Genomic DNA, 25,835 nt, shown 5'->3' with positions numbered 1-25,835 from the left:
GCCTCGTGGTGGATTGGTGATCGAAGTTTACTTTCACCCGAGATTGCATCAACATCGGAAATAATTAGCTCAATAAGTCTAGGTTATGCGGATCAGGGATATTGAAGTGTTCAGGGCGGTCATGAACGCAGGAAGCACGAGCAAGGCGGCGGCCCTGCTCGGCATTTCGCAACCGGCTGTCAGTCAGGCCATCAGGCGTCTGGAAACCATGGCGGACTTCTGCCTGTTCGAGCGGATACGCAGCCGGCTCGTTCCCACCCAGGAAGCCGTCGCCCTGATGCGTGAGGTTGACCAGTACTTTCGCGGATTTGAGGTCATCGAGCATCGAATCCGTAGTTTGCGGTCCTACGGATTGGGCCGGATGGCGATCGCCTCTCTGCCGGCACTGGGCACAGGCTTTCTGCCACGTGTCATTGCGGCGTTCGATGCCCCGTCCAGAAACGTGCAAATTTCGCTACAGGTGATGAGTTCGCGCGAAGTGCATGAGAAGGTCTCGGCTGGACAGGTGGATTTCGGCCTGATGTCCGACGAGATGTCGATGGCCGGCCTCGAACACTCGGTGTTCGCGCGTATGCGGGCTGTCGCAGTGATGAACTCACGTCATCCTTTGGCCACGCGTCCTGTCATTGCTGTTGCGGACCTGCCTGAATTTCCTTTCATCGCGCTGAATCCCGAAGACAGCACCAGGCTGCGCCTGGACACGCAACTCACGGCACGCGAAATCCGTCTCAAACCGGTCGTCGAGACGCCGTATTCGCACACGATCTGCGAACTGGCGCTCGCGGGAGTCGGTATAGGAATCGCTCATCCGCTCGTGACGTTGGACTTCGCAGAGCGGGGACTCGTCGTGAAGCCGATCGACATCGAGGTAATGTTCACAGGAGTGCTGGTGTTTCGCCCTGGTACCCCACTCACGGAAACCGCGAGGCAGTTCATGCGGCACATGAGAATGCAGCTCGAACGTGACCAGAAGGCGCTCAAAAGGGCGCTGGCGAATTGATCGGATAGAAATCGGACACGCTTGATCGCTACATCGCGCCTGGCTTCGTCACGTTCGAAACCGCGTTCGAGCGACGGCTCGAACGCGCGCAAGCGCAAGGTGAACTCGATGCTGCCGCGAGTCCCGCGCTGATCTGCGGGACGCCAGCCAGAACATGGGCCAAAACACCAGCTAAAAGGCAGCCACGCGAGTGCGATTTGCGCGCGTGTCGTGCCTCCAAAGCCCGAAACAAACTGAAACACGCAGGTTGAGCGCTTTGCGGAATAAAACGACACACTTGGGCGTTTGCCTGATACCGGTAGCGTCGATTTTCAAACAGCTTTCACGGCATTCATCGCCCTCGTGAACGGAACCCCCATGAACACCCAAGCGAATTCCCTGACCGATTCGACCGATGCATCTCGCCCGCCGCGCTATACGCGCACCGCGATGACGCTGCACTGGCTGATCGCGTTGCTGATGTGCGTCAATGTCGTGCTCGCTCTGTCCGCCGATTCGCTGCCCGACGACTGGGTGCGTCCGGTGATCGACACGCACAAATCGATCGGCATCACGGTGCTCGGGCTCGCGCTGCTGCGCATCCTGTGGCGCGTGTCGCACAAGCCGCCGCCGTTGCCGCGCGAGTTTCCGTCGTGGGAAAAGTTTGCCGCGCACCTCGCGCACTTCGCGCTGTATTTGCTGATGATTGCGTTGCCGCTGTCCGGCTGGCTGCACGATTCCGCGTGGAAAGACGCGGCCACGCATCCGATGCAGTGGTTCGGCCTGTTCCAATGGCCGCGCTTCGGCTATGTGATGCATCTCGACCCGACACTGAAAGAGACGTTGCACGATCGCTTCGGCGCGCTGCATGCGTGGCTCGGTTATGCGCTCTATGCGTTGCTGGCGATGCATATCGGCGGCGCGCTCAAGCATGAGTGGCTCGATCGCAAATCGGTATTGAAGCGCATGACGCCGTGAAGTCGCGGCGTGTTTTTGATGGCGCGCGAACACAGCTTCGCCAACTAACCGCAACCCAGCTGAACCTGAAACACTCACCTTGAAGAAGACCCTAGAACAGGCATTCGCTGTCGCGTCGCCGCGCATTCTGCCGCGTCGCGCGACGCTATCGAGCACGCTAATCCATTCCAGCGTCGTCGTGCTGTGGGCACTGCTGTTCGCGCGAGCATTCTTTCTGCGTGGCGCGCTCGCGTGGTCGACCGGTATTGCGTATGTCGTGTATGACACGTTGCTGCTCGCGTTCGTCACGTGGAAGTCGTTGCCGCTCACGCGCCGCGCGGCGCCGCTCGAAGCCGACCACGAACGGCGCGAGTTGCCGGGCATGGGTGTCATCGTCGCGTCGCGTAACGAGGCGGCCGTGTTGCCGGTCACGCTCGCCGCGCTGCTGCGGCAAACGCACGGCCCCGCGCAGATCGTGATCGCCGACGACGGCTCCACCGACGCCACCGCCGAGCTGCTCACGCAACGCTTCGGCCTCACGCCCGCCGCCGATGGCGTGCTGAGCGCGCCGAGCTCGCTGCATCCGAACCTGTTCTGGCTGCGCGTGCCGCACGGCGGCAAGGCCCGCGCGCTGAACGCCGCGATCACCGTGATGACGACCGACACCGTGATGACCGTCGACGCCGACACGCTGCTCGACGACGACGCCACCTACGCGATGCGCGCCGCGTTCGCGAGCGAGCCGTCGCTCGTCGCGGCAGCGGGCATTCTCGTGCCGGTCTGCGGCAAGTCGCTGTCGGGCCGCGTGTTCCAGTGGTTCCAGACCTACGAGTACATGCGCAACTTCATCGCGCGTTTCGCGTGGATGCGCGCGGACAGCCTGCTGCTGATCTCGGGCGCATTCGCGTCGTTCCGGCGCGATGCGCTCGTCGCGGTCGGCGGCTTCGATCCGCAGTGTCTGGTCGAGGATTACGAACTGATTCACCGGCTGCGCCGCTATTCGGTGGATCACGAGCTCGGCTGGGACGTGCGCGTGGTCGGCGAAGCGCATGCGCGCACCGATGCGCCCGACACCCTCGCAAGCTTTCTGCGCCAGCGCCGCCGCTGGTTCGCGGGCTTCCTGCAGACCCAGTACTGGAACCGCGACATGACCGGCAATCGGCGCTACGGCACGCTCGGCATGCTGATGCTGCCGGTCAAGGCGGTCGACACGATGCAGCCGATCTACGGCCTCACGGCATTCGCATTGCTACTCGGTTTTCTGTTCGGCGGACACGGGGCGATCGTCGTGTCGATCTTCAGCGTGATCGGCCTGAAAACGGCGATCGATCTGGCGTTTTACCTGTGGAGCATCCATCTCTACCGGCGCTGGACCGGCGAGCGCAGTGGCAACAGTCTCGGCATGGGGATGCTCGCGGCCGTTGCGGAGCCGTTCTCGTTCCAGCTCGCGCGTCATCTGGGCGCCGTGCTCGGCTGGCTGCATTTTCTGCGCGGCGGCCGCGCGTGGGGCGTGCAACGGCGCTCCGGGCTCGTCGCGGTCGACGAGGATTGAGCAGCTCGACGAGCAGGTCAATGTTTCCGTAGGGCGGGTGTGGTAAAGGTAGGCTCGTTCACCCTGATGCGCGCTGCTGCGCAATGTGTGCTGCGACGCATCGCGCATGCCGGCGACAGTGCCATGCGGCGGCTGCATCAAGTAGACTGGTGAAGATGCCGCACTGCCATGCAGCGCGGCAACCTTCCATCCGCTGGTGCACGGAGGCTTGACCTATGCATGCAGTTCCCCCGCTCGAACAGGAACAGGAATCCGCAGGCGCAACGCTCGCTGCCGCGCCTGCTCAAGCCACTCACGAGGCGCCGGTGCGCGATCTGCGCCGCGTCGCCATTCATCCGGATTACTGGTACCCACTTGCGTGGTCGCATGAAGTGAAGCGCGGCAAGACGCTCGGCGTGACCTTCGCCGGCGATCCGATCGTGCTCGCGCGCACCGAGAGTGGCAAAGTGTTCGCGCTGGAAGATCGCTGCGCGCATCGGCAGGTGCCGCTGCATCAGGGCGTAGTCGACGGCGAATCGATTCGCTGCGGCTATCACGGCTGGACCTACGACTGCTCGGGCAAGTGCATCGACGTGCCGTACCTCGGCCGCGAGCGTCTACCGAACGGTGTGCGCTCGTATCCGTGTCAGGAAGTGGAGGGGCTGATCTTCGTGTTTCCCGGCGACGCCGCGCTCGCGGAGGAGCGGCCGTTGCCGGGCTTTCGCTCGGTGTCCGACCCGAAGTACAAGACGCGCCGTTTCGGCCGTCCGGTCAAGTGTCATTATTCGTTCATGCACGAGAACCTGATGGACATGAATCATCAGTTCCTGCATCGCCGCCAGATGGGGCGCATGCGCGCGCGTTCGCTCGGGCGGCGGCGCGGTGAGGGCTGGGTCGAGGTCGACTACACGTTTGCGCGCATGGAGGGGCAGCAGCCGCTAGGCGAGGCGATGGTGTTCGGCGAGAGGCGCAAGACCGGTGGCTCCGGCGACAAAGACGTCATGACGATCCGCACCGAATACCCGTTCCAGACGCTGCAAATCCGCAACGACGAGCAGACGCTGGTGATGGACCTGTGGATCGTCTATGTGCCGCTCGACCGCGAGCAGCGCACCAACCGAACGTTCGGGCTGCTGTCGATCCGCAAGCCCGGCATTCCGGGTGTGATGAATCTCGCATGGCCGCTGCTGGTGTGGTTCACCGAACGCATTTTCAAGGAGGATCGCGAGATCGTGGAGGCGGAGCAGCGCGCCCACGATTCGCAGGGAGCGGACTGGAATCACGAGGTGTTCCCGGTCATCAACGACTTGCGCGCGCTGCTGCGCGAGTGCGGCGCGCCGGACCAGGTGGTCGGCGCGGGCACCGGCGATACGGCGGTGATCCGTTTCTGGGATTCGCGTCACGGCGATCCGCTCGCCAAGACCTGAGCGCGGCGCGGCGCGGGTGTGTTCACCGGCGCCGCGCGCCCCGTCGCGCCACGGCTTTCCCCCTCGCCGGGAATTAATCCATCTCCCCACGGTAGACAATGCGCGGCGCGCGAGCGGCGATAATATCGCCCGGTACTTTTATTGCGCGCGAGTTTGCGCCAATCGACATTCGTCGCGTCCGCACCCGTGTACCATTGCGCTTTTTCCGAACTTCAAGACTCGCTCGTGACCACGCAACAAACCCCCACCAACTCGCGTAAATCCCTCACTCTGCTGCAGTTGCTTGGCCTGATCGGCGCCGCTGGCCTGATCGCCTCGATCGCGCTGAATCTGCTGGTCCACGCGCACTGAAGCAGCGCCCGCGTCGCGCGGGCAGCCTTGTGCCGGCGCGCGTCGCCGGCTTTCTCGAGATTTTTGATTGCCATGTACAAGAAGGGCGTAGCCGTAGAAATCCAGTTTTCCCCCGAGCGGCTCAACGACGGCGCCGGCGATCCGTACTGGATCGATCTGACCCACGACGAAGCGCAGCGCCTGCTCGACAGCCTGAAGGCGCGGCTCGCGGGAACCGGTAGCGGCACGGTCGCGCCGCTCGTCGTGAGCCTCGATGCGACGGCGCGCACGTGCGCGGCGGATGCCGCTGCGACCGGTACGCCCGATGCGCCGTCGGCCGCGAACGTCGCCACAGCCGACGACTTCAAGCAATGGGTCTGCGTGATCTGCGGCTGGGTCTACGACGAAGCCGCCGGCGTGCCGGAAGAGAGCATCGCGCCGGGCACGCGCTGGGCCGATGTGCCTGCCGACTGGCGCTGCCCGCTGTGCGATGTGGGCAAGGAAGATTTTGCGCTGGTGGAGTTTTAAGCGGCGGGCCGAGGCTCGCCTGATAAAGCCGCTCTACGCCGTCCCTTCCGGATAATCCGCCCCCTCGCTCGTCGCTCGCCAGGTGTCGAAATCGCCGCGCAGAAAGTCGAGCTTCCTGTACGCGAGATCGAGCGCGGTCTTGCCGAGCAGCAGACGCAGCGGCGGCGCGTCCGACAACGCCGCATCGATGATCGCCTGCGCGGCGCGCACCGGGTCGCCGGCCTGGTTGCCGCTGCGCGCTTCGGTCTGCTTGCGGCGCTCGCCGGCGGTCGACGCATAGTCGTCGATCAAGGTTGCCGACTGCTTGATCGACGGACCCGCCCAGTTGGTGCGAAACGGCCCCGGCTCGACGATCAGCACGCCGATGCCGAGTGGTTTCACTTCCAGCGCGAGCGATTCCGACAGCCCTTCCACTGCGTACTTCGTCGCATGGTAGTAGCCGGTCGCCGCGAAACTCGCAATCCCGCCAATCGACGACACGTTGACGATCAAACCGCTGCGCTGCTCACGCATGATCGGCAGCACGGCCTTCGTGATGTCGACGAGGCCGAACACGTTGGTCTCGAACATCGCGCGGACTTCGCTGTCCTCGCCTTCCTCGATCGCGGCCAGATAACCGTAGCCCGCGTTGTTGACGAGCGCGTCGATGCGGCCGAAATGGCGCTTCGCCTGTGCGACCACGGTTTCAATCTGCGCGCGATTGGTCACGTCGAGCGGCAGCACCAGCGCGCGCTCGCCGTGCCCCTCTGCGATGTCCTTCACTTTCGATGCATCGCGCGCGGTGACGACCGCGCGCCAGCCGCGTTCCAGCACAAGCTTCGCGAGTTCGCGGCCGAAGCCGGTGGAACAGCCTGTGATCAGCCAGACGGGATTGTCTCGATTCATCATTTGGAACACTCCTGTTGAGGGTCTATGACGTGAAGACGGGGAAACGGCGCTAAAAACGGCGCCCCGATGCGGCGCAGACGCGCGGCGCGTCGGTAATCGGTATGCGGGTGATGTCAGCTCGAAGCGTGCCCGGTTCGCGCGGCGGACGGTTCGGGCGGTGGCCCCGCGCGAACGCGCGAGGCGCTGCGCGGATTCGCCGGGCGATGAAGCGGGGACGCCGCCGTGACTGCTATGAATGCGATGACCGCTTGGGGCTGGTGTGCCGCTTCAATTGTAGCCGCAGCGCGGCGGCTTCGCTTTGCAGCGCGCCGACGAAGGCGTCCGCGAGCGGATGCGCGGGCCGGTGCTCGGGACGGATCACGCTGACGCGAAACGGCAGCGACGACGCGAGCGGCCGGATATGCAGATTGTGGCCCGCGAAATCGAGCGCGGTCAGCGGATTGACGATCGCAATGCCGAGCCCTTGCCGCACGAAGCTGCACACGGACACCGCGGTCGGCGTTTCGATCAGCAGGCGGCGCGCGATGCCGGCTCGCGCGAACGCTTCGTCGATTTGCAGCCGGTATGGATCGTTCGCGGACAGGCTGATGAACGCCTGATCGGCGAAATCTTTCAATGCGATCACGCGTTTCGCGAGCAGCGGGTGAGCGTCGGGCAGCACACACACTTCATCGACGGCGATGAGCGGCGTGAGCCGCGTGCCGGGCGGCGGCGCGTCGTGCTCAGTGAGGCCGAGGTCATAGCGCTGCGCGCTCAGCCATTCTTCGAGAAACGGCGACTCCTGCGTCGCGATCGATACGCTGAAGCCCGGCTGCACATCGTGAAAGCGTTTGACGGCGCCCGGCAGGATCGAATGCGAAAACACCGGCAGCGCGATCACGGACAGCTGGCCACCCTTGAATTCCCGCAGCGCGGCCGCCGTCGACGCGACGCGTTCGAGCCCGACATACGCGCGCTTGATCTCGTCGAACAGCGTCAGCGCGGATTGCGTGGGACGCAGCCGGCCCTGCACTCGCTCGAACAACGCGAAGCCGATGCTCTGTTCCATGCGCGCGAGTTCGCGGCTCACGGTGGGCTGCGACGTGAACAGCATCTCGGCTGCCTTGGTCACGCTGCCGGCCGTCATCAGCGCGCGGAAGATTTCGATGTGCCGGTGCGTGAGCGCCATGGTGGGTCCGTGCTATATCAAAAGTGAATAGGCGAGCAATAGATTGGTATTTTACTGAATGATCGCCGCGGATCATCATGTCGGCTATCGCTTTCGCAAAGCTTCGACATGCAACCGACCACGACGCCATTCGACTCCCGTCAACTCGCCGACCTCGCGCGCCAGCACGGCACGCCGCTATGGGTCTATGACGCCGACACGATCCGCCAGCGCATCGCGCAGTTGCGCAGTTTCGACACGATCCGCTACGCGCAGAAGGCCTGTTCGAACGTGCACATCCTGAAGCTGATGCGCGACGAAGGCGTGATGGTCGATGCGGTCTCTTTGGGTGAACTCGCGCGCAGTTTTGCCGCGGGCTATGCGGCTCAACCCGCATCGAACGGTGGGCCCGAAGGCGTCGTCTTCACCGCCGACGTGCTCGACCACGCGACGCTGGCCACCGTGCTCGACGAGCGAATCACGGTCAACGCCGGCTCGCCCGACATGCTCGAACGGCTCGGGAGACACGCGAGCGAAGACCATCGCGTGTGGCTGCGGATCAATCCCGGCTTCGGTCACGGCCACAGCAGCAAGACCAACACAGGCGGCGAGCACAGCAAGCACGGCATCTGGCGCGATGACCTGCCACGCGCGCTCGAACTGGTGCGGCGCTATCGGCTGAAGCTCGTCGGGCTGCATATGCATATTGGCTCGGGTGTCGATTACGCGCATCTCGCGAAAGTGTGCGATGCGATGGTCGATGCGGTGTCGCAACTCGATCAGGATATCGAGGCGATTTCCGCGGGTGGTGGTTTGTCGGTGCCGTATCGCGATGGCGAGCTGAGTGTCGATACCGCGCATTATTTCCGGCTGTGGGACGACGCGCGGCGCCGCATCGAAGCACGCGTCGGGCATCGCGTGCGACTCGAAATCGAACCGGGGCGCTTTCTGGTCGCGCAGGCAGGTGTACTCGTCGCCGAAGTGCACGCGCTGAACCGGCGGCCGTCGCGGCAATTCGCGTTGCTCGATGCGGGCTTCAACGACCTGGTGCGGCCGTCGTACTACGGCAGTTATCACGAGATCAGCGTGCTTCGGCGCAACGGCACGCCGAGCGATGCGCCGGCCGGCTCGTTCAGCGTGGCGGGGCCACTGTGCGAAGCCGGCGATGTGTTCACGCAGGCGCAAGGCGGTGTCGTCACGAGCCGGTCGATGCCCGCGCCTCGAGTGGGCGACCTGCTCGTGTTCCATGACACAGGCGCGTATGGCGCGTCGATGTCATCGAACTACAACAGCCGGCCGCTCGCGCCCGAGGTGCTGATCGAGCGCGGCAACGCGCGGCTGATCCGGCGCAGGCAGCGCATCGAAGAATTGATAGCGCTCGAAGCAACGGCGGCTTGAGCGGCGCGTTGGAGTTCAACACTCAACGCTCAATGCGCCCGCACCGTGCGCGCGTACGACGCCATCATCGTCGCGAACTCCTGCGCGGCTGGGGTCAGCGGAATCGCGGCGCGTTGCAGCAGACAGACGTTCTGCTGCAACGCGCGCTCGCGCACGGGGATCGTCGTCAGCACGTCCGCGAACGGCCCGCGCTTCGCGATGACCGATGATTCGAGCGACAGGCAATCGGTCGCGGCTACCAGGTGCAGCGTCTCGTACAAGCCCTCGACGGTCGCGACGATCTTCGGCGGCGGCAAGCCGTAGCTGTCGAACAGATGGCTCAACCGGTTGACGTGCGGCTCCTCGGTCAGATTCGGCGAGCGCGTCGTCACCCACGTGCAATCGACGAGTTCGGCGAGCGACTTCGCGCGCGCCTTCGGATGACCGCGCCGGCACACGATTACCGGGTCGGACGGATAGAGCGGCGTGACCGACAGATCGGCGGTGTCGGTCTGCTTCGATACGAGCGCGACAGCGAAATCGAGCGTGCCTTCGCGGATCCACGAAATCATCATGCGCGACGTGCCCGTGCGCAGATGCACGGCGACGCGCTCGAAGCGCGCACGAAATTCCATCAGCACGGGCGCGAACGCGTCGACGAGCGGCTCTGTCGTCATGCCGAACGTGACCTCGCCCACGTAGTCGCCGCGCAGTTGCCGCACGTCCTCCTCGGCACGCTCGCATTCGCCGAGGATCGCGCCGGCCCGCTGCAGCAGCCGCTGGCCCAGCGCGGTCAGCGCAATGCCGCGATTCGTGCGCGTGAACAGCGTCGCGCCGAGCATCGATTCGAGGTTCTGCAACTGCTGCGTGATGCCGCTTTGCGCGATGCCGAGCGCGCGCGACGCCGCGCGGATGCTGCCATGCTCGGCGACTGCCGTGAACGCGCGCAGCTGGGAAATCGTCAATGCCATGGCGTCAGGGTTTGGTGATCGGTAAAAGTGATCATGATAGTCCGAACGGGACTTCTTTGAGGCGCCACAGCGGCTTACGATCACGCTGTCCTGATCCGCTCATCGTCGCCTTCCATGAAAACTCCACTGATGACTCTCTGCGCCGCGCTGGCTTTCAGCAGCGGCGCGTTCGCCGCTGACGCCAACACGTTGCGCCTCGGCATCGATCCGACCTATCCGCCGATGGACTCGAAGGCGCCCGATGGCAGCCTGAAGGGCTTCGACGTCGATCTCGGCAACGAGATTTGCCGGCGCATCCACGCGCATTGTCAGTGGGTCGAACTCGAGTTTTCGGGCATGATTCCGGCGCTGCAGGCGCGCAAGATCGACGCGGTGCTGTCGTCGATGGCGATCACCGAGAAGCGCGAGCAGCAGATTCTGTTTTCGTCGAAGCTGTTCCAGTTCAAGTCGCGGCTGATCGCGCGGCAAGGCTCGTCGCTCGCGCCTACGGCGAGCGGACTTGCCGGCAAGCAGATCGGCGTGCAGTCGGGCACCCAGTTCGAGGGCTACGCGCTGAAGAACTGGACGCCGCTCGGCGCGAACGTGGTCGCCTACAAGAGCCAGGACGAGGTGTTCGCCGATCTGCAGAACGGCCGGCTCGACGGCGCGTTGCTCGGCACCGTCGAGGCCGATTACGGCTTCCTGCGCACGCCCGCGGGCAAGGGCTTCGCGTTTGTCGGCGAGCCGCTTTCGATGGGAGATCGCGGCGTCGGCATCGGCTTGCGCAAGGACGAAACCGAGGTGCAGGCATCGATCAACGCGGCGATCGCGTCGATGCGCAAAGACGGCACCTATGCGCAGATCGCGAAGAAGTACTTCGACTTCGATCCGTACGGCAATTGATCCAGATTTCCAACATTATCTTCACGGCTTTCCATTCATGAACAGGCAATCGATTCCGCTTGTGTCGCCAGCCATCGGCACGCACCGCGAACTGGTGTCGTTTCATTTCGGCCCGGCCAATAGCGGGCAGAAGATCTACATCCAGGCGTCGCTGCATGCCGACGAAACGCCCGCGATGCTGACCACGGTGCTGCTGAAGCGGCGTCTGCGGGAGCTCGAGGAAGCCGGCGCGCTGAGCGCTCAAATCGTGCTCGTGCCGGTGTCGAATCCGCTCGGGCTCAGTCAATACGTGCTCGGGCAGTTCATCGGCCGCTTCGATCTCGGCAGTGGCAAGAACTTCAACCGGCATTTCGTGCAGTTCGCAAAGCTCGTCGCGAATGCGAAAGAGGCGCTCGGCGCCGACGCGAACGAGAACCGCCGCATCGTGCGCGAGCTGCTCGCGGCCGAACTCGCGCAACAGAAGCCACTGACCGAATTCGAGTCGCTGCAACTGGCGCTCCTGAAGTTGTCGTGCGACGCGGACGTCGTGATCGATCTGCATTGCTCGCTCGAAGCGGCGATGCATGTGTACACGAGCGAATCCGCTTGGGCCGAGTTCGAGCCGCTGTCGCGCTATCTCGGTGCAGAGGCGTCGTTGCTCGCGACCGATTCGGGCGGCGGCGCGTTCGACGAAACCCACAGCCTGCTGTGGTGGACGTTGCAGCAGCAGATGCCGGCGAGCAAGCCGGTGCCGACCGGCTCGATCGCGGTGACGGTCGAATGCCGCGGCCAGCGCGACGTATCGTATGAAGTCGCGCAGCAGGATGCCGACGCGCTCGTCGACTATCTGGTGTGGCGCGGCGCGATTCGGGGCGAGGCCAAGCCGTTGCCGCCGCTGCTGTCGCCGGCGACGCCGCTCGCGGGCAGCGAGCAGTTCTATGCGCCGGTGAGCGGGATTCTCGTGCACCGCGCGAAGATCGGCGACAAGATCCGCGTCGGCCAGCCGCTGTTCGATATCGTCGATCCGCTGACCGACGAGACGACCACGATCGCGAGCCAGACCGAAGGGGTGCTGTACATGCGGCGCGCGATCCGTTTCGCGACGGCCGGTGCGCCGCTCGGTCGCGTGACCGGCACGCGGCCGATCCGAACGGGCGTGTTGCTGGGCGCCTGATCGCGTAACGGCTATGCCGGACTCGGCATCCAGGGGCAGCCTCGACGCCTCACGCGACGGTGCTGACGTGCGCCTCAGCCGCCTTGCTGCGAGGTAGCCGGCGCCGCCCGGCCGGCGATCCGGCGCCTCGCCTGTTATGCGGATTTAATCTCTTTCAGCCACGAAAAAGCCCAAGCCCGCCTCCGGATAAAGGCCGATACTCGTCGTCATACTCAACGTGTGTCGGCGCGGCCGGCTTTTTGAAGGAGACGGACAAAGTGAGCAAGGCTATCCAATGGAGCGGGGTGTTTCCCGCCGTCAGCACCCAGTTCAAACCGGATTTTTCGCTCGACGTCGACGCGACGCACCGAGTGGTCAGCAATCTCGTCAAGGACGGGGTGTCGGGTCTGGTGGTCTGCGGCACGGTTGGCGAAAACACCTCGTTGAGTACGTCGGAAAAACTGCAGGTGATCGAGGCCGCGCGCGACGCGGCTGGCGGCAAGGTGCCGGTCGTCGCGGGTGTCGCCGAGTTCACGACCGAGTTCGCGCGGCAGACGGTGCGTGAAGCCGCGCGTGTCGGCGTCGACGGCGTGATGGTCATGCCGGCGCTCGTCTATTCCGCGAAGCCGCACGAAACCGCCGCGCATTTCCGCTCGGTCGCGACCAGCACCGATCTGCCGGTGATGATCTACAACAACCCGCCGATCTACAAGAACGACGTCACGCCGGACGTGCTGATCGCACTGCAGGACTGCGAGAACATCGTCTGCTTCAAGGATTCGTCGGGCGATACGCGACGCTTCATCGATCTGCGCAACGCGGTGGGCGACCGCTTCGTGCTGTTCGCCGGCCTCGACGACGTCGTCGTCGAAAGCATCGCGGTCGGTGCGCAAGGGTGGGTGTCGGGCATGTCGAACGCGTTCCCGAAGGAGGGCGAGACGCTGTTCCGCCTCGCCACGCAGAAGCGTTTCGATGAAGCGCTGTCGCTGTACCGCTGGTTCATGCCGCTGTTGCACCTCGACGCGCGCCCCGACCTCGTGCAATGCATCAAGCTGTGCGAGGAACTGCTCGGCCGCGGCAGCGCTGTCACGCGTCCGCCGCGCCTCGCGCTGCAAGGCGATACGCTGGCTGAAGTCAAAGACATCGTCGCCAAGGCGCTCGCCACGCGTCCGGCGCTGCCGGACGTCGGTCTCTAAACACCGCGTTTCGCACGAGCCTTAAAAAACATCGGCACCCTGTCCGCCACGTAGGCGGGACAGGATGCCGAATCTTACTGCGAGTAAGCAGGGCGGGGCGGTTGTCGCCTCAACTCGCGCTCAGCACCGGCGCAACCGCAGCCGGATCGCTGATACTCGGCCGGCCGTTCTCGACGTGACCGGCAAAGCGGCGCGAGAAGCTCGCGTCGTCACTGCTCGTCACCGTCAGGTCGTACCAGTGATGGCTCGACGCAAGCACCCAGTCTTCTTCGATACGCGCATTGGCCGGCACGACCACGGTACGCGGGCGCGCGCCGTACGCGTTGTCGATCACCGTCAGATGCGCGATGCCGTCGCCGCTGTTGGTGAACTTCAGGAACACGTTGCCATTCGCGACGTCGTATTGCGCGGTCACTTCAGGCCGCGCCGGCTGGTTGTTGCCATGACCGTTGCCATGGCCATTCTGCGTGCTTTGCGTGCTCGCCTGGGTGTTGCCCGCGAACTTGCGCACGAAGCCGTTCGGGCCGAACACGTCGAATGCATACACGCCGTTCGTCGTGCTCAGGTCGAACGTGTCGCTGAGCGACTTGCCCGCTTCGACCGTGTAGCGCCACGGACCGTCGGTGCGATTCGTCGCGTACACGTAGAAGTGCGCGCCCTGGTCGCCGGTGTTGCCGATCGTGATTTCGAACGTGTCGTTGCCCGCGTTCGCCGCGCCGTTCACATGCAGTTCGTACGGCAACGCGCGCGCGAAACGGATGCCCGCTTCCTGCGCATCGACCGGAGTCGGCGTCGTCGGCACGGTCGGCTTCGGTTGCGTCTTGCACTGGTTGTCGGCCATGCTGATGTAGTTGCTGGTGTCCGGCAGCGACGGCATCTTCGCATCCGGCGTGCGGAAGTCGAACGCGGTGGTCAGGTCGCCGCACACCGTGCGACGCCATGCCGTGATGTTCGGCTCATGCACGCCGAAGCGCGTTTCGATGAAGCGGATCACGGACGTGTGATCGAACACCTGCGAGCACACGAAGCCACCCTTGGTCCACGGCGACACGATCGTCATCGGCACGCGCGGGCCGAGGCCATACGGATAGCCGTCGGCGGTGTAGCTGCCGCCGCGCAGCGGATTGACGACATTGTGGATCTCGCCGTCGGTCGTCACCGTCGACTTGCCCTGGGTGGAGGTCGTCGGCGGTTGCGGCGGCACGAGGTGATCGAAGAAGCCGTCGTTCTCGTCGTACATGATGAAGAGCACGGTCTTGCTCCACACCTCGGGGTTCGACGTCAGCGCGTCGAGAATCTGCGACGTGTATTCGGCGCCGTACGCGGGCGTGTAGCTCGGATGCTCCGAGTACGCGGCCGGCGGGCACAGCCACGACACCTGCGGCAGCTGGTTCGCGAGCACGTCGGCTTTCAGGTCGTCGATCGTGCGCACGGTTTGCGCGCGCTCGTAGAGCGGCGAACCCGGCTGCGCGTTGATGAAGTTCGTGAAGTTCTGCAGGATGTTGGTGCCGTAGTTGCCGTTCAGCGGATCGGCGCCCGACGTGCCCTGCTGATAGATCTGCCACGAAATGCCCGCGGCCTGCAGACGCTCCGGGTACGTGGTCCACGACAGCAACTGATAGTTCGGCGGACCGTCGCCGTCGACCCAGTCGTTGTTGTCGAGCAGCGGGCCGCCCATCGTGCCGGTCGGGTCGACCATACCGGTCATCAGATACGCGCGGTTCGGGTGCGTCGGTCCCGGCAACGAGCAGAAGTACGCATCGCAGATCGTGAACGCGTCGGCGAGCGCGTAGTGGAACGGGATGTCGCTACGCAGGTGGTAGCCCATCGTCATGTCGGTCTTGTTGGCGGGCCACTGGTCGTAGCGGCCGCCGTCGATCGCATATTGGGTCTTGTACCACGAGTGATCGAGATCGCCGACGCATTGCGCGCTCGTCGTCGCGGTGTCCAGATGGAACGGCAGCACCGGCTTGGTCGGGTCTTCCTTCGACGGCTGATTCCACACCGGCAGGCCGCTCGGCAGCGGAATCGGGAAGCGGTCGTTATAGCCGCGCACGCCGCGCAGATGGCCGAAGTAGTGGTCGAACGAGCGGTTCTCCTGCATGAACACGACGATGTGCTCGACATCGCGAATCGTGCCCGTGCGCGAAAACGCGGGCACGGCGAGCGCGTTGCGGATCGACTCGGGCAATGCGGTCATCGCGGCGGCGGCGCCCGCGGATGAAGCCACGGTTTGCAGGAAACGGCGACGGCTAGTTGATGTCATCGAATATCACCTTCTGCGTAGGGGAAGAATGGCGCGCGTGAGCGTGCCTTGGGGTGTTTCGTGGTCGGTTACGCGTTGCTCTTGCTGATCAGTTGCGAACTAGTTGTTCGCGCTGTCGCCGGGCGCGTAGCGCATGACCGGCGCGACCTCTTGGCTGTCGGCCGCGAGACTGGCCTGCATGTTTTGCGTGATCGCGTCGGTGGTGGCTGCGCCACTTGCCGCCGCGTTGCTCGCCGTGTTGTTCGCCGTGTTGTCCACGAATGGCGCTGAGGCGTTGGGAGTCGCCACTGCCACTGCCGCCATTGCGGGGCGTTGCGCCGCGTCGTTCGGCGCAAGGCTCGTGGTCGTCGCGTTGCTCGTGGAAGACGAGTCGTCCGCGCCGCAACCGTTCAACGCTATCGTGGCAAGCGCCAGCAATGCGGCGCTCGCGATGCAACTGATTTTTCTCATGTCTGCATCCGGTTCGATGAAAGCGGGTGCAGTCTCCATTCCTTTCAAGAAATAATTGTGAAACGTTTGCGCCCGGCATAACTTTCGATAAATCGTCGGTTGATCGAAAGAAAATGGAAAGTATCGGGAAGGTCAATGTTCATGGCGCTGCCATCTGCGCTATGTTTGCTGCTTTATCGTTCGCGCATGGGCACGATTCAATGACTCGCATCGATTCACCCATCGACATCTCGCAACTCGAAGACGAATGGCTCGAAGCCGACGGCTTCGGCGGCTTTGCTTCGGGCACGCTGGGCATGTTGCGCACGCGCCGCTACCATGCGCTGCTGCTAGCCGCGACGCGCGCGCCGGGCGGGCGCCTGGTGCTCGTCAACGGCATCGAGGCGTGGGTCGAGGCGGGCGGCGAGCGCTTCGCGTTGACCATGCAACGCTATGGGCCTGACGTGATCTATCCGGATTTGCGCGGCCGCCTTGCCGGCTTCGACACCGCGCCGTGGCCGACGTGGCGCATTCAACTCGGTGCGCACGCGGCGATGATCGCCGACGTGTTCGTCAGCAAAGCGACGTGCGAAACGGTATTGCGCTGGCGGCTCGAAGGCGGCGAACTCGATGCGCCCGTGCTGAAGATCAGACCGCTGCTGTCGGGCCGTGACTATCATGCGCTGCATCACGAGAATCCGGCCTTCAACTTCGGCGCGCAAGTCAGCGCCGATCAATCTTGCGCGAGCTGGCAACCGTATGGCGGACTGCCGGTCGTGCGAGCGGCGACGAACGGCGCCTATACGCATGCGCCCGACTGGTATCGCAACTTCTGCTACGTGCGCGAGCAGGAACGCGGTCTCGATTGCAGCGAAGATCTCGCGACGCCCGGCGTGTTCAGCTTCGATCTCGCGCAGGGCGACGCGGTGATGATTCTGAGCGCGTCGAGCACGTCCGCCACCGAATGCGCGAACGACAAACCCCAAACCACCGCCCACGCCGCCCAACTCGCCCACACCGAACAACAACGCCGCGCCGCACTCGGCTCACGCCTGCAACGTTCGGCCGACGCCTACGTCGTCACGCGCAACGAAGGCCGCACGATCCTCGCGGGCTTTCCGTGGTTCACCGACTGGGGCCGCGACACGTTCATCGCGATGCGCGGCCTGCTGATCGAGTCGAACCGTCTCGACGATGCCGAAGCGATCCTGCTCGAATGGTCGGGCACGCTGTCCGAAGGCATGCTGCCGAACCGCTTCCCCGACTACGGCGACGCGCCCGAATACAACTCGGTCGACGCGTCGCTATGGTTCATCGTCGCGGTTCACGACTATCTGGCGACGCCGCATGCGGGCGCGCAAACGCGCGCGCATCTGCAGCAGGCCGCCGAAACGATCCTGACCGGCTACACGAACGGCACGCGCTTCAACATCGGCGTGTGCGCGGACGACGGCCTGCTGCGCGCCGGCATCCCCGGCGTGCAACTGACGTGGATGGACGCGAAAGTCGGCGACTGGGTCGTCACACCGCGCATCGGCAAGCCGGTCGAAGTGCAGGCGCTGTGGATCAACGCGCTGCGAATCGCGTCAGCATGGAACCCGCAGTGGCGGCAAGCTGCCGAGCTCGCGACGCTCGCGTTTCGCCGGCGCTTCGTCGATCCGGCCACCCAGGCGCTGTTCGATAACGTCGACGTCGATCATGTGCCGGGCACGGTCGACCGCTCGATCCGGCCGAATCAGATCTTCGCGGTCGGTGGCCTGCCGTTTCCGCTGCTCGAAGGCGCGGCGGCGCGCGCGGTGGTGGGTCAGGTCGAAGCGCAATTGCTGACGCCGCTCGGCCTGCGCACGCTCGCGCCGTCCGCTCCCGCCTATCGCGGCCGCTACGGCGGCGCGCCGCGCGAACGCGACGGCGCCTATCATCAGGGCACCGCGTGGTTGTGGCTGATCGGCCCGTTCGTCGAAGCGTGGCTGCGAGTGAATGGCGCGAGTGCCGATAATCTCGCGCGGGCGAGGGCGCGTTTTCTCGCCCCGCTGTACGCGCATCTCGATCACGCGGGCCTCGATCACCTGTCCGAGATCGCCGCCGGCGACGCGCCGCACGCGCCCGCCGGCACGCCGTTCCAGGCCTGGTCGCTAGGCGAATTGCTGCGCGTCGAAAGTCTGCTTGCCCGGTTCGAGGACAACGGCGCGTAAACCGCGCTACGATGTGGGTCCCACCGCCAGGCCTGTTGCAAGGACGTTTTCATGCCACCGCTGCGCGCTGCCAATCTGCTCGCCACGATCGAAGGTTCCCGACTGCATTCGCCCGAATGCGGCCACTGGCAGCGCTGGGGGCCGTATCTGAGCGAGCGCCAGTGGGGCACGGTGCGCGAGGACTACAGCGCGAACGGCACCGCCTGGGACTCATTTCCGCACGACCATGCGCGCAGCCGCGCCTACCGCTGGGGCGAAGACGGCATCGCCGGTTTCGGCGACGACCGGCTCAGCTGGTGCGTGTCGCTCGCGCTGTGGAACCGCAAGGACCCGATCATCAAGGAGCGCCTGTTCGGCCTGACGAACTCGCAGGGCAATCACGGCGAGGACGTCAAGGAGCTGTACTTCTATCTGGACGGCACGCCCACGCATTCCTACATGCGCATGCTGTACAAGTACCCGCATGCGGCCTACCCCTACCAGGACCTGATCGACGAAAACGCGCGCCGCGGCGGCGATATGCCAGAGTACGAAGTACTCGATACCGGCGTGTTCGACGATCAGCGCTATTTCGACGTCCAGATCGAATACGCGAAGCACACGCCCGACGACATCGTGATGCGCGTGACGATCGAAAATCGCGCGGACGAAGCGGCGTCGCTCGATGTGCTGCCGCAAATCTGGGCGCGCAACTCGTGGTCGTGGAAAGAGAACAAGGACAAGCCGAAGCTCGTCGCCGGTACCGGTCATGACGGCTCGGTGCGTCTGCTTGGCCATCACCATGTGCACGAACCGATCGTCGTGACCGCGTGGTCGAAGGACGCGCCGCAACTCGCGTGGCTGTTCTGCGAGAACGACACCAACGTGAAGCGGCTGTTCGGCATGGACGGCGCGGGCCCGTTCAAGGACGGCTTCAACGACTACCTCGTGCACGGCGACGCGAACGCGATCCGTCACGACGCGGGCACCCGGGCCGCCGCGCATGCGGCGCTCGAGTTCGGGCCGCACGGACGCGCGGTCGTGTATCTGCGCTGGCACCCGCAATCGGCGACCGATGAAGCGCCATTCGATGCCGACGTGTTGATCGCGCGCCGCCGCGCCGAAGCCGACGAATTCTATGGCGCATTGCAACACGAGATCACCGACCCCGATGCGCGTCTCGTGCAACGTCAGGCGCTCGCCGGCATGCTGTGGTCGAAGCAGTACTACCAGTACGACGTGCAGCGCTGGCTCGACGGCGATCCGCTGCAACCGAGCCCGCCCGCCGCGCGCAAGCACGGCCGCAACACCGACTGGCGGCATCTGTGCAACGCGGACATCGTGTCGATGCCGGACAAGTGGGAGTACCCGTGGTACGCGTCGTGGGACCTCGCGTTTCACGCGGCCGCGTTCGCGCTGATCGATCCGGCGTTCGCCAAGAAGCAGTTGCTGCTGCTCGTGAAGGACCGCTATCAGCACCCGAACGGCCAGTTGCCCGCTTACGAATGGGCATTGAGCGACGCGAACCCGCCGGTCCATGCATGGGCCGCGTGGCGCGTGTACGAGATTGACCGCGCGCTGACCGGCAAGGCGGACCGCGATTTTCTGGAGCTCGTGTTTCACAAGCTGCTGCTGAATTTCTCGTGGTGGGTGAATCGCAAGGACGCCGACGGCCACAATATTTTTCAGGGCGGTTTTCTCGGGCTCGACAACGTCGGCATCTTCGACCGCTCGTCGCCGCTGCCCACCGGCGGCCACATCGATCAGGCCGACGGCACCGCGTGGATGGCCGCGTATGCGCTCGACCTGATGCGTATCGCGCTCGAACTCGCCTACGCGAACCATGTGTTCGTCGATATTGGTGTGAAGTTCTTTGAGCACTTCCTGTATATCGCGGAGGCGGTCAGTTGCGACGACGGCTGCGACACGGGCCTGTGGGACAGCGAGGACGAATTCTTCTACGACAAGCTGCGCCTGCCCGACGGCAGCAACTTGCCGATGCGCGTTCGCTCGATCGTCGGACTAATACCGCTGTTCGCCGTGCACGTGCTCGAGGAGCGTCTGCACGGCGGCTTGCCGGGCTTGCGCGAGCGCCTCGTGTGGTTTCTCGAGCATCGGCCCGATCTCGCGAAGCTGGTGTCGCGCTGGAACGAGCCCGGCAAGGGCAACGCGCTTTTGCTGTCGCTGCTGCGCGGGCATCGGATGAAGGCGTTGTTACGGCGTGCGCTCGACGAAAGTGAATTTCTTTCCGATCACGGCGTGCGGGCGTTGTCGCGTTGCCATCGCGATCATCCGTTCGTGTACCAGCACAACGGCAACAGCTTCTGCGTGAAGTATCTGCCGGCCGAATCCGATACCCGCGTGTTCGGCGGCAATTCGAACTGGCGCGGGCCGGTGTGGATGCCGGTCAACTATCTGCTGATCGAATCGCTGTACGAGTTTCATCGCTATTACGGCGATGATTTCCGCGTCGAGTATCCGACCGGGTCGGGCCAGAAGTTCTCGTTGAGCGAAATCGCCGACGAACTCGCGCGCCGCGCGACCACGCTATTCCTGAAGGACAAAAACGGCGAGCGGCCGGTGATGGGTGCGTATCCGCTGCTGCAGGCGGACCCGCGTTCGCAGGATCTGATCCTGTTCCATGAGTATTTTCATGGCGATAACGGTCGTGGCGTCGGGGCTTCGCATCAGACCGGCTGGACCGGGCTCGTCGCGTTGCTGTTGCAGCCGCGCGCGATGGCGGCATCGGGCAACGTGCCGCTGGCGGGGGAACCGGCGCCGGCGCCCGCGCCGATTCCGGTGCCGGCGGCTTCTGCATCCGCGGTAACGCCGGCGGTGGCGAAAGAACCGGTACCGTCGCTCGCGGCCACGACAACGAAGTAAGCACGCCGCGCGCTCACGCGCGAACGCGATTGAACTGTGCGGCAGCGCCCGTGGTCTTTCATGTATCGCCGCGTTCGTTCTACCGGCTTACCGAGGTCCAAGTGAATCCCATGTCGACCACACCGAACCCTTCCGCTTCTCCCGATCAACCCAACGCAACGCCCGCGCTGAGCTGCAAGCTCAGCGCGGACCGGTACGACGCCCTGTCGTCGCCGGCCGGCAAGAAGCCCGCGCCGCCGTGCACGCTCGTGATCTTCGGCGCGGGCGGCGATCTGACCAAACGTCTGTTGATGCCGGCGCTCTACAACCTCGCGGTCGATGGCCTGCTCGACGACAGCATGAAGATCATCGGCGTCAATCACGGCGAGCGCGAAACGCGCGAATGGTGCGACGAACTGCATACCTCGCTGCAGAAGTTCGCCGCCGACAAGGCCAGCACCTTTCACGCCGGCAAGCTCGACGACAACGCGTGGAACTGGGTCGCGCAGCGCCTCGAATACATGGCGGGCGAGTTCGAATCCGACGATACGTTCGCGAAGCTGAAGCAGAAGCTCGATCAGTCGAAAGGCGGTAACGCGATCTTCTACCTCGCGGTCGGCGCGCGTTTTTTCAAACCGATCACCGACCGGCTCGGCAAAGCCGGCCTGCTGAAGGAAGGCGACGGCGCGAACGGCGGCTTTCGGCGTCTCGTGATCGAGAAGCCGTTCGGCACCGATCTCGCATCGGCGCGCGATCTGAACGCGCACATCCTGTCGTATGCGCGGGAGTCGCAGGTGTACCGCATCGATCATTTTCTCGGCAAGGACACCGTGCAGAGCATGCTCGCAGTGCGCTTCGCGAATGCGATGTTCGAGCCGATCTGGCGGCGCGAGTACATCGATTGCGTGCAGATCACGGCGGCGGAAACGATCGGCGTCGAGGGGCGCGGCAGGTTCTACGAGCAGACCGGCGCGTTTCGCGACATGGTGCCGAACCACCTGTTCCAGCTGCTCGGCATCGTCGCGATGGAGCCGCCGAATTCGTTCGACGCCGAAGCCGTGCGAAACAGGAAGGCCGAACTGTTCGACGCAATCCAGCCGCTGACGTCCGCCGACGTCGTCTTCGGCCAGTACGAAAAAGGGCCAGCCGGCGTGGGCTATCGCGAGGAGCCCGACGTCGCGCCCGGCAGCACGACGGAAACCTACGCGGCGGCGCGCGTGTTCGTCGAGAACTGGCGCTGGGCCGGCGTGCCGTTCTATCTGCGTACCGGCAAGCGGCTCGCGGTGCGCCGCACCGAGGTTTCGGTGCAGCTGAAGCCGGTGCCGTTCCGCCTGTTCCGCGATACGCCGGTCAACGCATTGACGCCGAACGTGTTGACCATTCGCATCGATCCCGAGCACGGCTCGAGCTTCGATTTCAACGTGAAGGTGCCGGGGCCGGTGATGCAGGTCGGTCCGGTACAGTCGTCGTTCAACTATGGCGACTTCTTTGCGGAAAGCGCGAACGTCGGCTACGAGACGCTGCTGTACGACTGCATGTTTGGCGACGCGACGTTGTTTCAGCGCGCCGACAGCATCGAGACGAGCTGGTGCGCGGTCGACGACGTGCTGCATCCGAGGAGTGGCGGCGCGGTTGCCGTGCGCGGCTATGCGGCCGGCAGCGACGGGCCGGCCGAAGCCGACGCGCTGCTCGCGCGCGACGGCCACGCGTGGCGCCCGTTGCAGCAGAAAGCGCCCGGTGGCAAGTCGTAGCGGCACCTTTGAACCAACCCGCAGACCCGCATCACAACCGCCTCAATACAATCGGGAGACATCGTGGCAACACGCAACAAGAACGCAGTGAAACGGAATGCGCCAACAAGCGGCAGCGAGCACATCCTCGCGATCGACGTCGGCGGCACCGGCCTGAAGGCCGCGATCATCGACGCCGACGGGCAGATGAAAACCGAGCGCGTGCGCGTTGCGACGCCGCATCCGTGCACGCCGGATCAACTGGTGGACGCGCTCGCGCAACTCGTGGCTCCGCTCATCGAGCAGGTGCGGCCCGTCCGTATCTCGATCGGGTTTCCGGGTGTCGTGCGCAACAACCGCATTCTGACCGCGCCGCACTTCGGCATCGAAGGATGGCACGACATTGCGCTCGCGGATTCGCTCGCGCAGCGCCTGGGCGGACTGCCGGTGCGGATGATCAACGACGCCGAAATGCAAGGTTTCGCGGCGATCGAAGGCCACGGCCTCGAGTTCGTGCTGACGCTCGGCACGGGCGCCGGCACCGCGATGTTTCGCGATGGCGAACTGATGCCGCATCTGGAGCTCGCGCATCATCCGGTCAGCAAGAAGGGCGTGGCGTACGACGAATACATCGGCGAGGCCGCGCGCGAGCAGATCGGCAACAAGCGTTGGAGCCGGCGTGTCGAGAAGGTGATCGGCATTCTCGAGTCACTGGTCAATTACGACAAGCTGTGGATCGGCGGCGGCAACGCGGCGCGCATCAAGTTTTCGCTGCCGGCGAACGTGGCGACCGTATCGAACGACGCGGGGATCGAGGGCGGCGCGAAATTGTGGCATCCGCTTTCGGTGCGCGAGACGCGACAGTATCCGGAGGCGACGCAGAAGACGGGGCGGTTCAAGCCGAAGTGAGACGGTGGATTGCCGCTGCCATCACGTATCCAGCGCCGCGGCTCCACGTCCAAGGGTTCATATCAACCCATCAACGATTGCCAAGGCGATCCGTGTCCGAGCACTGGTCAGCGCTTCGACGCTGGACGTGCTCATAACTACTTCGGCTTTGCTGGCAACGGATTATCTTGCCTGTAAGTGCGCCTGGGGTTAATGACCAAACGCTTGACCTGTGCGTCCAATTCCTTACTGTGATACAGGTCCAGACACTTCAGGAAATCGAAACGGACACCTTCAGTTTCCGATTCAACCAGCGGGTTTTGATAATTTCGCGCCAAATAATTGTCCACCAAGGTTTTGATCGCGTCTGGAGCCTTCTCCAAGTCAAAGTAAGTCCAGTCTCGCAATGCACTGACGCTGCTTCCCGCATCAATAGCAGCATCTTTGTCGTTCCTGTAGGCGTTCGCTATACAAGTAGCCAGAACCATGTCTTTGTAATTCTGTGCATAAGTACGTGCTCCAGCTTGTGGAGTCGCACGTTGATCGCCTTTTGCATAGCAAACAGACATGCCGAAGATGAGTGCAAAACCAGTTAGGATGCCAACCCCGACCTTCTTCACGGCAAACTCCAGAAGTTCGCGCGGTCAGTGCGATACTTCGCCTCAGGTTCGTTGAAATAGTAGTGGTCGTAACAGTAGTATTCGCGCAATCCAGTTGTCCATTCTGATCAAGTAAAGTTTGATACACCTCTCGCCGTAGATGCCCATCCGTCAACGTTCAAGTGGTTCACACGCAAGCGAGTGAACCGAGTCTTGTGCCGAAATCTATTGTCGTCGCATATCTGTGGCTGCCGCAAACTCGGAGGCAGTGCACGGGGTGACGGTCTCGTTCACTGCTTCCGCGGTTTGTCTAACGCCCGACGTTTGTCGTACTCGCGCGCAAGGTAAATGTTTTGCCGTCGAACGCGTAGTAGTAGGTTCCGTGCTCGGCGCTTTCATTGCGGCTTCCATGAGCGATCAGTAAGCAACTGTCTGCGTGATAGGCAAGCGGCTCCGTGATGTCCAGCGGCCAATCGGAAACCGTGAACGGCAGCGAAGTGACGCGGCCCGAGTTCGTATCGATTGCCGCCGCCATCACGCATCCAGCACCGCATCCCCACGTAGCGAGAACGTAGTGGCCCGCGAAGTTAATCGGCTCCTTTGCGGCTTCACGAAGAATGCTGCGGTAATGACGTGCCGTCGCGTCCGTGAATATCATGCGTGGCATCGCAGCGTGCCTGGACTCGACAGTGGCGTGACAATCCTCAAACCTGAGGACCGATTCCGCAAGGGCCAAACCGGATACTGCGCCGAACATTAATGTGGCAATAAGCCAGGACGAAAGACGCATCGTTTCAATACTAGTGGTGTTGTTGCCAGAATCCTCTGGCCATATTGTTTGATTCGCGTAGCCCCATGCGCAATATGCCGCCTCTTCCATCTCAAAACAACATTCTCGTTATAGTTGCTCTCTGAACTGCAAAGCTCTCAACGGCACGTCCAACCCCCGAGACTCCCAATGACTCGCATCCACCTGAACCTCGCGCGGCGCCTGCTCTCCGTCGGCGCGTGCGCGCTGCTCGCTTACGCGAGCGCGCATGCGTATGCGGCACAGGCCTTCGCGGTGTCGTCGCCGGGACTGGCCGATGGCGGCACGCTCAACGCAAGCCACGCGGCGAGCGCGAACAATTGCGGCGGCGGCAACGTGTCGCCGGCGCTGCAATGGCATAACGCGCCGGCCGGCACGAAAAGTTTCGCGGTGACTATCTTCGACCCCGACGGCGCGAAAGGCCTCGGCATCGTGCACTGGATCGTCTATGGCATCGCGCCTACCACGACCGGACTCGCCGAAGGCGAAGCCGCGCCGGCGGGCAGCGTCGCCGGCACGAATCGCACCGGCGGCCCCGGCTATTACGGCCCGTGTCCGCCCGTCGGCGAGGTACCGCATCACTACGTGGCGCAGGTCTATGCGCTCGATCTGCCGCCCGACGCATTGCCGGCCGGCTTGACGCGCGACGCGTTCCACGCCGCGATCAAGGATCACGTGCTCGCCGCGACGAGCACCGTGCTGCGCTATGGACGATGAAGACGCGCGGCCGAACGCCG

The 25,835-nt window shown here is 64.1% G+C and carries 22 protein-coding genes; 15 read left to right on the top strand and 7 right to left on the bottom strand.

All coding sequences use genetic code 11. The features are described 5' to 3' along the window. Positions 1 to 85 precede the first annotated feature (85 nt). From OKW29_RS17225 to OKW29_RS17200, 6 genes are all read left to right on the top strand, one after another. Entirely contained in the window at positions 86 to 1,000 is a 915-nt protein-coding gene (locus OKW29_RS17225; protein WP_429291887.1) for a LysR substrate-binding domain-containing protein, read from the top strand. Positions 1,001 to 1,357: 357 nt separating this feature from the next. Beyond that, positions 1,358 to 1,957, top strand: coding sequence for a cytochrome b (locus tag OKW29_RS17220; protein ID WP_429291886.1), 600 nt, complete (start codon positions 1,358 to 1,360; stop codon positions 1,955 to 1,957). A 79-nt stretch (positions 1,958 to 2,036) separates the two neighbouring features. Beyond that, positions 2,037 to 3,488 carry a glycosyltransferase family 2 protein gene (locus OKW29_RS17215; RefSeq protein WP_429291885.1) on the top strand — a complete coding sequence of 484 codons (1,452 nt, stop codon included), beginning with the start codon at positions 2,037 to 2,039 and terminating at the stop codon, positions 3,486 to 3,488. A 215-nt stretch (positions 3,489 to 3,703) separates the two neighbouring features. After that, positions 3,704 to 4,894 (top strand): aromatic ring-hydroxylating oxygenase subunit alpha, encoded by a 1,191-nt coding sequence (locus OKW29_RS17210; protein ID WP_184052838.1) that lies wholly within the window; start codon positions 3,704 to 3,706, stop codon positions 4,892 to 4,894. Between the two features lie 225 nt (positions 4,895 to 5,119). Further along, complete coding sequence (locus tag OKW29_RS17205) at positions 5,120 to 5,245, top strand: hypothetical protein (protein WP_260327592.1); 126 nt, start codon at positions 5,120 to 5,122, stop codon at positions 5,243 to 5,245. Positions 5,246 to 5,317: 72 nt separating this feature from the next. Continuing rightward, positions 5,318 to 5,752 carry a rubredoxin gene (locus OKW29_RS17200; RefSeq protein ID WP_429291884.1) on the top strand — a complete coding sequence of 145 codons (435 nt, stop codon included), beginning with the start codon at positions 5,318 to 5,320 and terminating at the stop codon, positions 5,750 to 5,752. A gap of 33 nt (positions 5,753 to 5,785) precedes the next feature. Here OKW29_RS17200 and OKW29_RS17195 read toward each other — a convergent pair whose 3' ends face one another. Together OKW29_RS17195 and OKW29_RS17190 are read right to left on the bottom strand one after the other, a co-directional pair. After that, positions 5,786 to 6,640, bottom strand: a complete 855-nt coding sequence (locus OKW29_RS17195; RefSeq protein ID WP_184030598.1) for an oxidoreductase — start codon at positions 6,638 to 6,640, stop codon at positions 5,786 to 5,788. 229 nt (positions 6,641 to 6,869) lie between these two features. Then, positions 6,870 to 7,808: a LysR family transcriptional regulator gene (locus tag OKW29_RS17190; RefSeq protein WP_429291883.1), complete on the bottom strand. Its 939-nt coding sequence runs from the start codon at positions 7,806 to 7,808 to the stop codon at positions 6,870 to 6,872. A gap of 108 nt (positions 7,809 to 7,916) precedes the next feature. Between OKW29_RS17190 and lysA the strand changes: the two genes are divergently transcribed. Beyond that, entirely contained in the window at positions 7,917 to 9,185 is a 1,269-nt protein-coding gene (lysA, locus tag OKW29_RS17185; RefSeq protein ID WP_429291882.1) for a diaminopimelate decarboxylase, read from the top strand. A gap of 29 nt (positions 9,186 to 9,214) precedes the next feature. On the opposite strand, the gene OKW29_RS17180 is transcribed toward lysA, so the two are convergent. After that, positions 9,215 to 10,135 (bottom strand): LysR substrate-binding domain-containing protein, encoded by a 921-nt coding sequence (locus OKW29_RS17180; RefSeq protein ID WP_429291881.1) that lies wholly within the window; start codon positions 10,133 to 10,135, stop codon positions 9,215 to 9,217. Between the two features lie 114 nt (positions 10,136 to 10,249). On the opposite strand from OKW29_RS17180, the gene OKW29_RS17175 reads away from it, so the two are divergent. The 3 genes from OKW29_RS17175 (at position 10,250) to OKW29_RS17165 (ending at position 13,345) form a co-directional block, all read left to right on the top strand. Next, on the top strand, positions 10,250 to 11,017 hold the full coding sequence (locus tag OKW29_RS17175; RefSeq protein ID WP_429291880.1) for a transporter substrate-binding domain-containing protein: 768 nt from the start codon (positions 10,250 to 10,252) through the stop codon (positions 11,015 to 11,017). Between the two features lie 37 nt (positions 11,018 to 11,054). After that, positions 11,055 to 12,170: a succinylglutamate desuccinylase/aspartoacylase family protein gene (locus OKW29_RS17170; protein WP_429291879.1), complete on the top strand. Its 1,116-nt coding sequence runs from the start codon at positions 11,055 to 11,057 to the stop codon at positions 12,168 to 12,170. Positions 12,171 to 12,427: 257 nt separating this feature from the next. Next, positions 12,428 to 13,345 (top strand): dihydrodipicolinate synthase family protein, encoded by a 918-nt coding sequence (locus tag OKW29_RS17165; RefSeq protein WP_429291878.1) that lies wholly within the window; start codon positions 12,428 to 12,430, stop codon positions 13,343 to 13,345. Positions 13,346 to 13,454: 109 nt separating this feature from the next. Here the strand turns inward: OKW29_RS17165 and OKW29_RS17160 are convergent, their stop codons facing one another. Together OKW29_RS17160 and OKW29_RS17155 are read right to left on the bottom strand one after the other, a co-directional pair. Further along, positions 13,455 to 15,611, bottom strand: coding sequence for a phosphocholine-specific phospholipase C (locus OKW29_RS17160; RefSeq protein WP_429291877.1), 2,157 nt, complete (start codon positions 15,609 to 15,611; stop codon positions 13,455 to 13,457). Between the two features lie 99 nt (positions 15,612 to 15,710). Continuing rightward, positions 15,711 to 16,061 (bottom strand): hypothetical protein, encoded by a 351-nt coding sequence (locus OKW29_RS17155; RefSeq protein ID WP_429291876.1) that lies wholly within the window; start codon positions 16,059 to 16,061, stop codon positions 15,711 to 15,713. 200 nt (positions 16,062 to 16,261) lie between these two features. On the opposite strand from OKW29_RS17155, the gene OKW29_RS17150 reads away from it, so the two are divergent. From OKW29_RS17150 to OKW29_RS17135, 4 genes are all read left to right on the top strand, one after another. Beyond that, positions 16,262 to 18,232 (top strand): amylo-alpha-1,6-glucosidase, encoded by a 1,971-nt coding sequence (locus OKW29_RS17150; RefSeq protein WP_429291875.1) that lies wholly within the window; start codon positions 16,262 to 16,264, stop codon positions 18,230 to 18,232. A gap of 51 nt (positions 18,233 to 18,283) precedes the next feature. Beyond that, on the top strand, positions 18,284 to 21,094 hold the full coding sequence (locus OKW29_RS17145) for an MGH1-like glycoside hydrolase domain-containing protein (protein ID WP_429291874.1): 2,811 nt from the start codon (positions 18,284 to 18,286) through the stop codon (positions 21,092 to 21,094). A gap of 110 nt (positions 21,095 to 21,204) precedes the next feature. Then, entirely contained in the window at positions 21,205 to 22,824 is a 1,620-nt protein-coding gene (gene zwf, locus OKW29_RS17140) for a glucose-6-phosphate dehydrogenase (RefSeq protein WP_429291873.1), read from the top strand. Between the two features lie 63 nt (positions 22,825 to 22,887). Continuing rightward, positions 22,888 to 23,712 carry an ROK family protein gene (locus OKW29_RS17135; protein WP_184057872.1) on the top strand — a complete coding sequence of 275 codons (825 nt, stop codon included), beginning with the start codon at positions 22,888 to 22,890 and terminating at the stop codon, positions 23,710 to 23,712. Positions 23,713 to 23,849: 137 nt separating this feature from the next. Here OKW29_RS17135 and OKW29_RS17130 read toward each other — a convergent pair whose 3' ends face one another. Together OKW29_RS17130 and OKW29_RS17125 are read right to left on the bottom strand one after the other, a co-directional pair. Next, the gene (locus tag OKW29_RS17130) at positions 23,850 to 24,260 is read right to left on the bottom strand and encodes a type VI secretion system amidase immunity protein Tai4 (RefSeq protein WP_429292522.1); all 411 of its coding nucleotides are present in this window, start codon (positions 24,258 to 24,260) and stop codon (positions 23,850 to 23,852) included. Between the two features lie 340 nt (positions 24,261 to 24,600). Continuing rightward, positions 24,601 to 25,170 carry a hypothetical protein gene (locus OKW29_RS17125; protein ID WP_429291872.1) on the bottom strand — a complete coding sequence of 190 codons (570 nt, stop codon included), beginning with the start codon at positions 25,168 to 25,170 and terminating at the stop codon, positions 24,601 to 24,603. 78 nt (positions 25,171 to 25,248) lie between these two features. On the opposite strand from OKW29_RS17125, the gene OKW29_RS17120 reads away from it, so the two are divergent. Continuing rightward, positions 25,249 to 25,815, top strand: a complete 567-nt coding sequence (locus OKW29_RS17120) for a YbhB/YbcL family Raf kinase inhibitor-like protein (RefSeq protein ID WP_184070457.1) — start codon at positions 25,249 to 25,251, stop codon at positions 25,813 to 25,815. Positions 25,816 to 25,835: the final 20 nt, after the last annotated feature.

It is taken from the genome of Paraburkholderia sp. CI3 (genome assembly GCF_050436505.1).
Taxonomy (GTDB): domain Bacteria; phylum Pseudomonadota; class Gammaproteobacteria; order Burkholderiales; family Burkholderiaceae; genus Paraburkholderia; species Paraburkholderia tuberum.
Note: the sequence above shows the minus strand (reverse complement) of the source record. Positions and strands in the feature narration are given on the sequence as shown.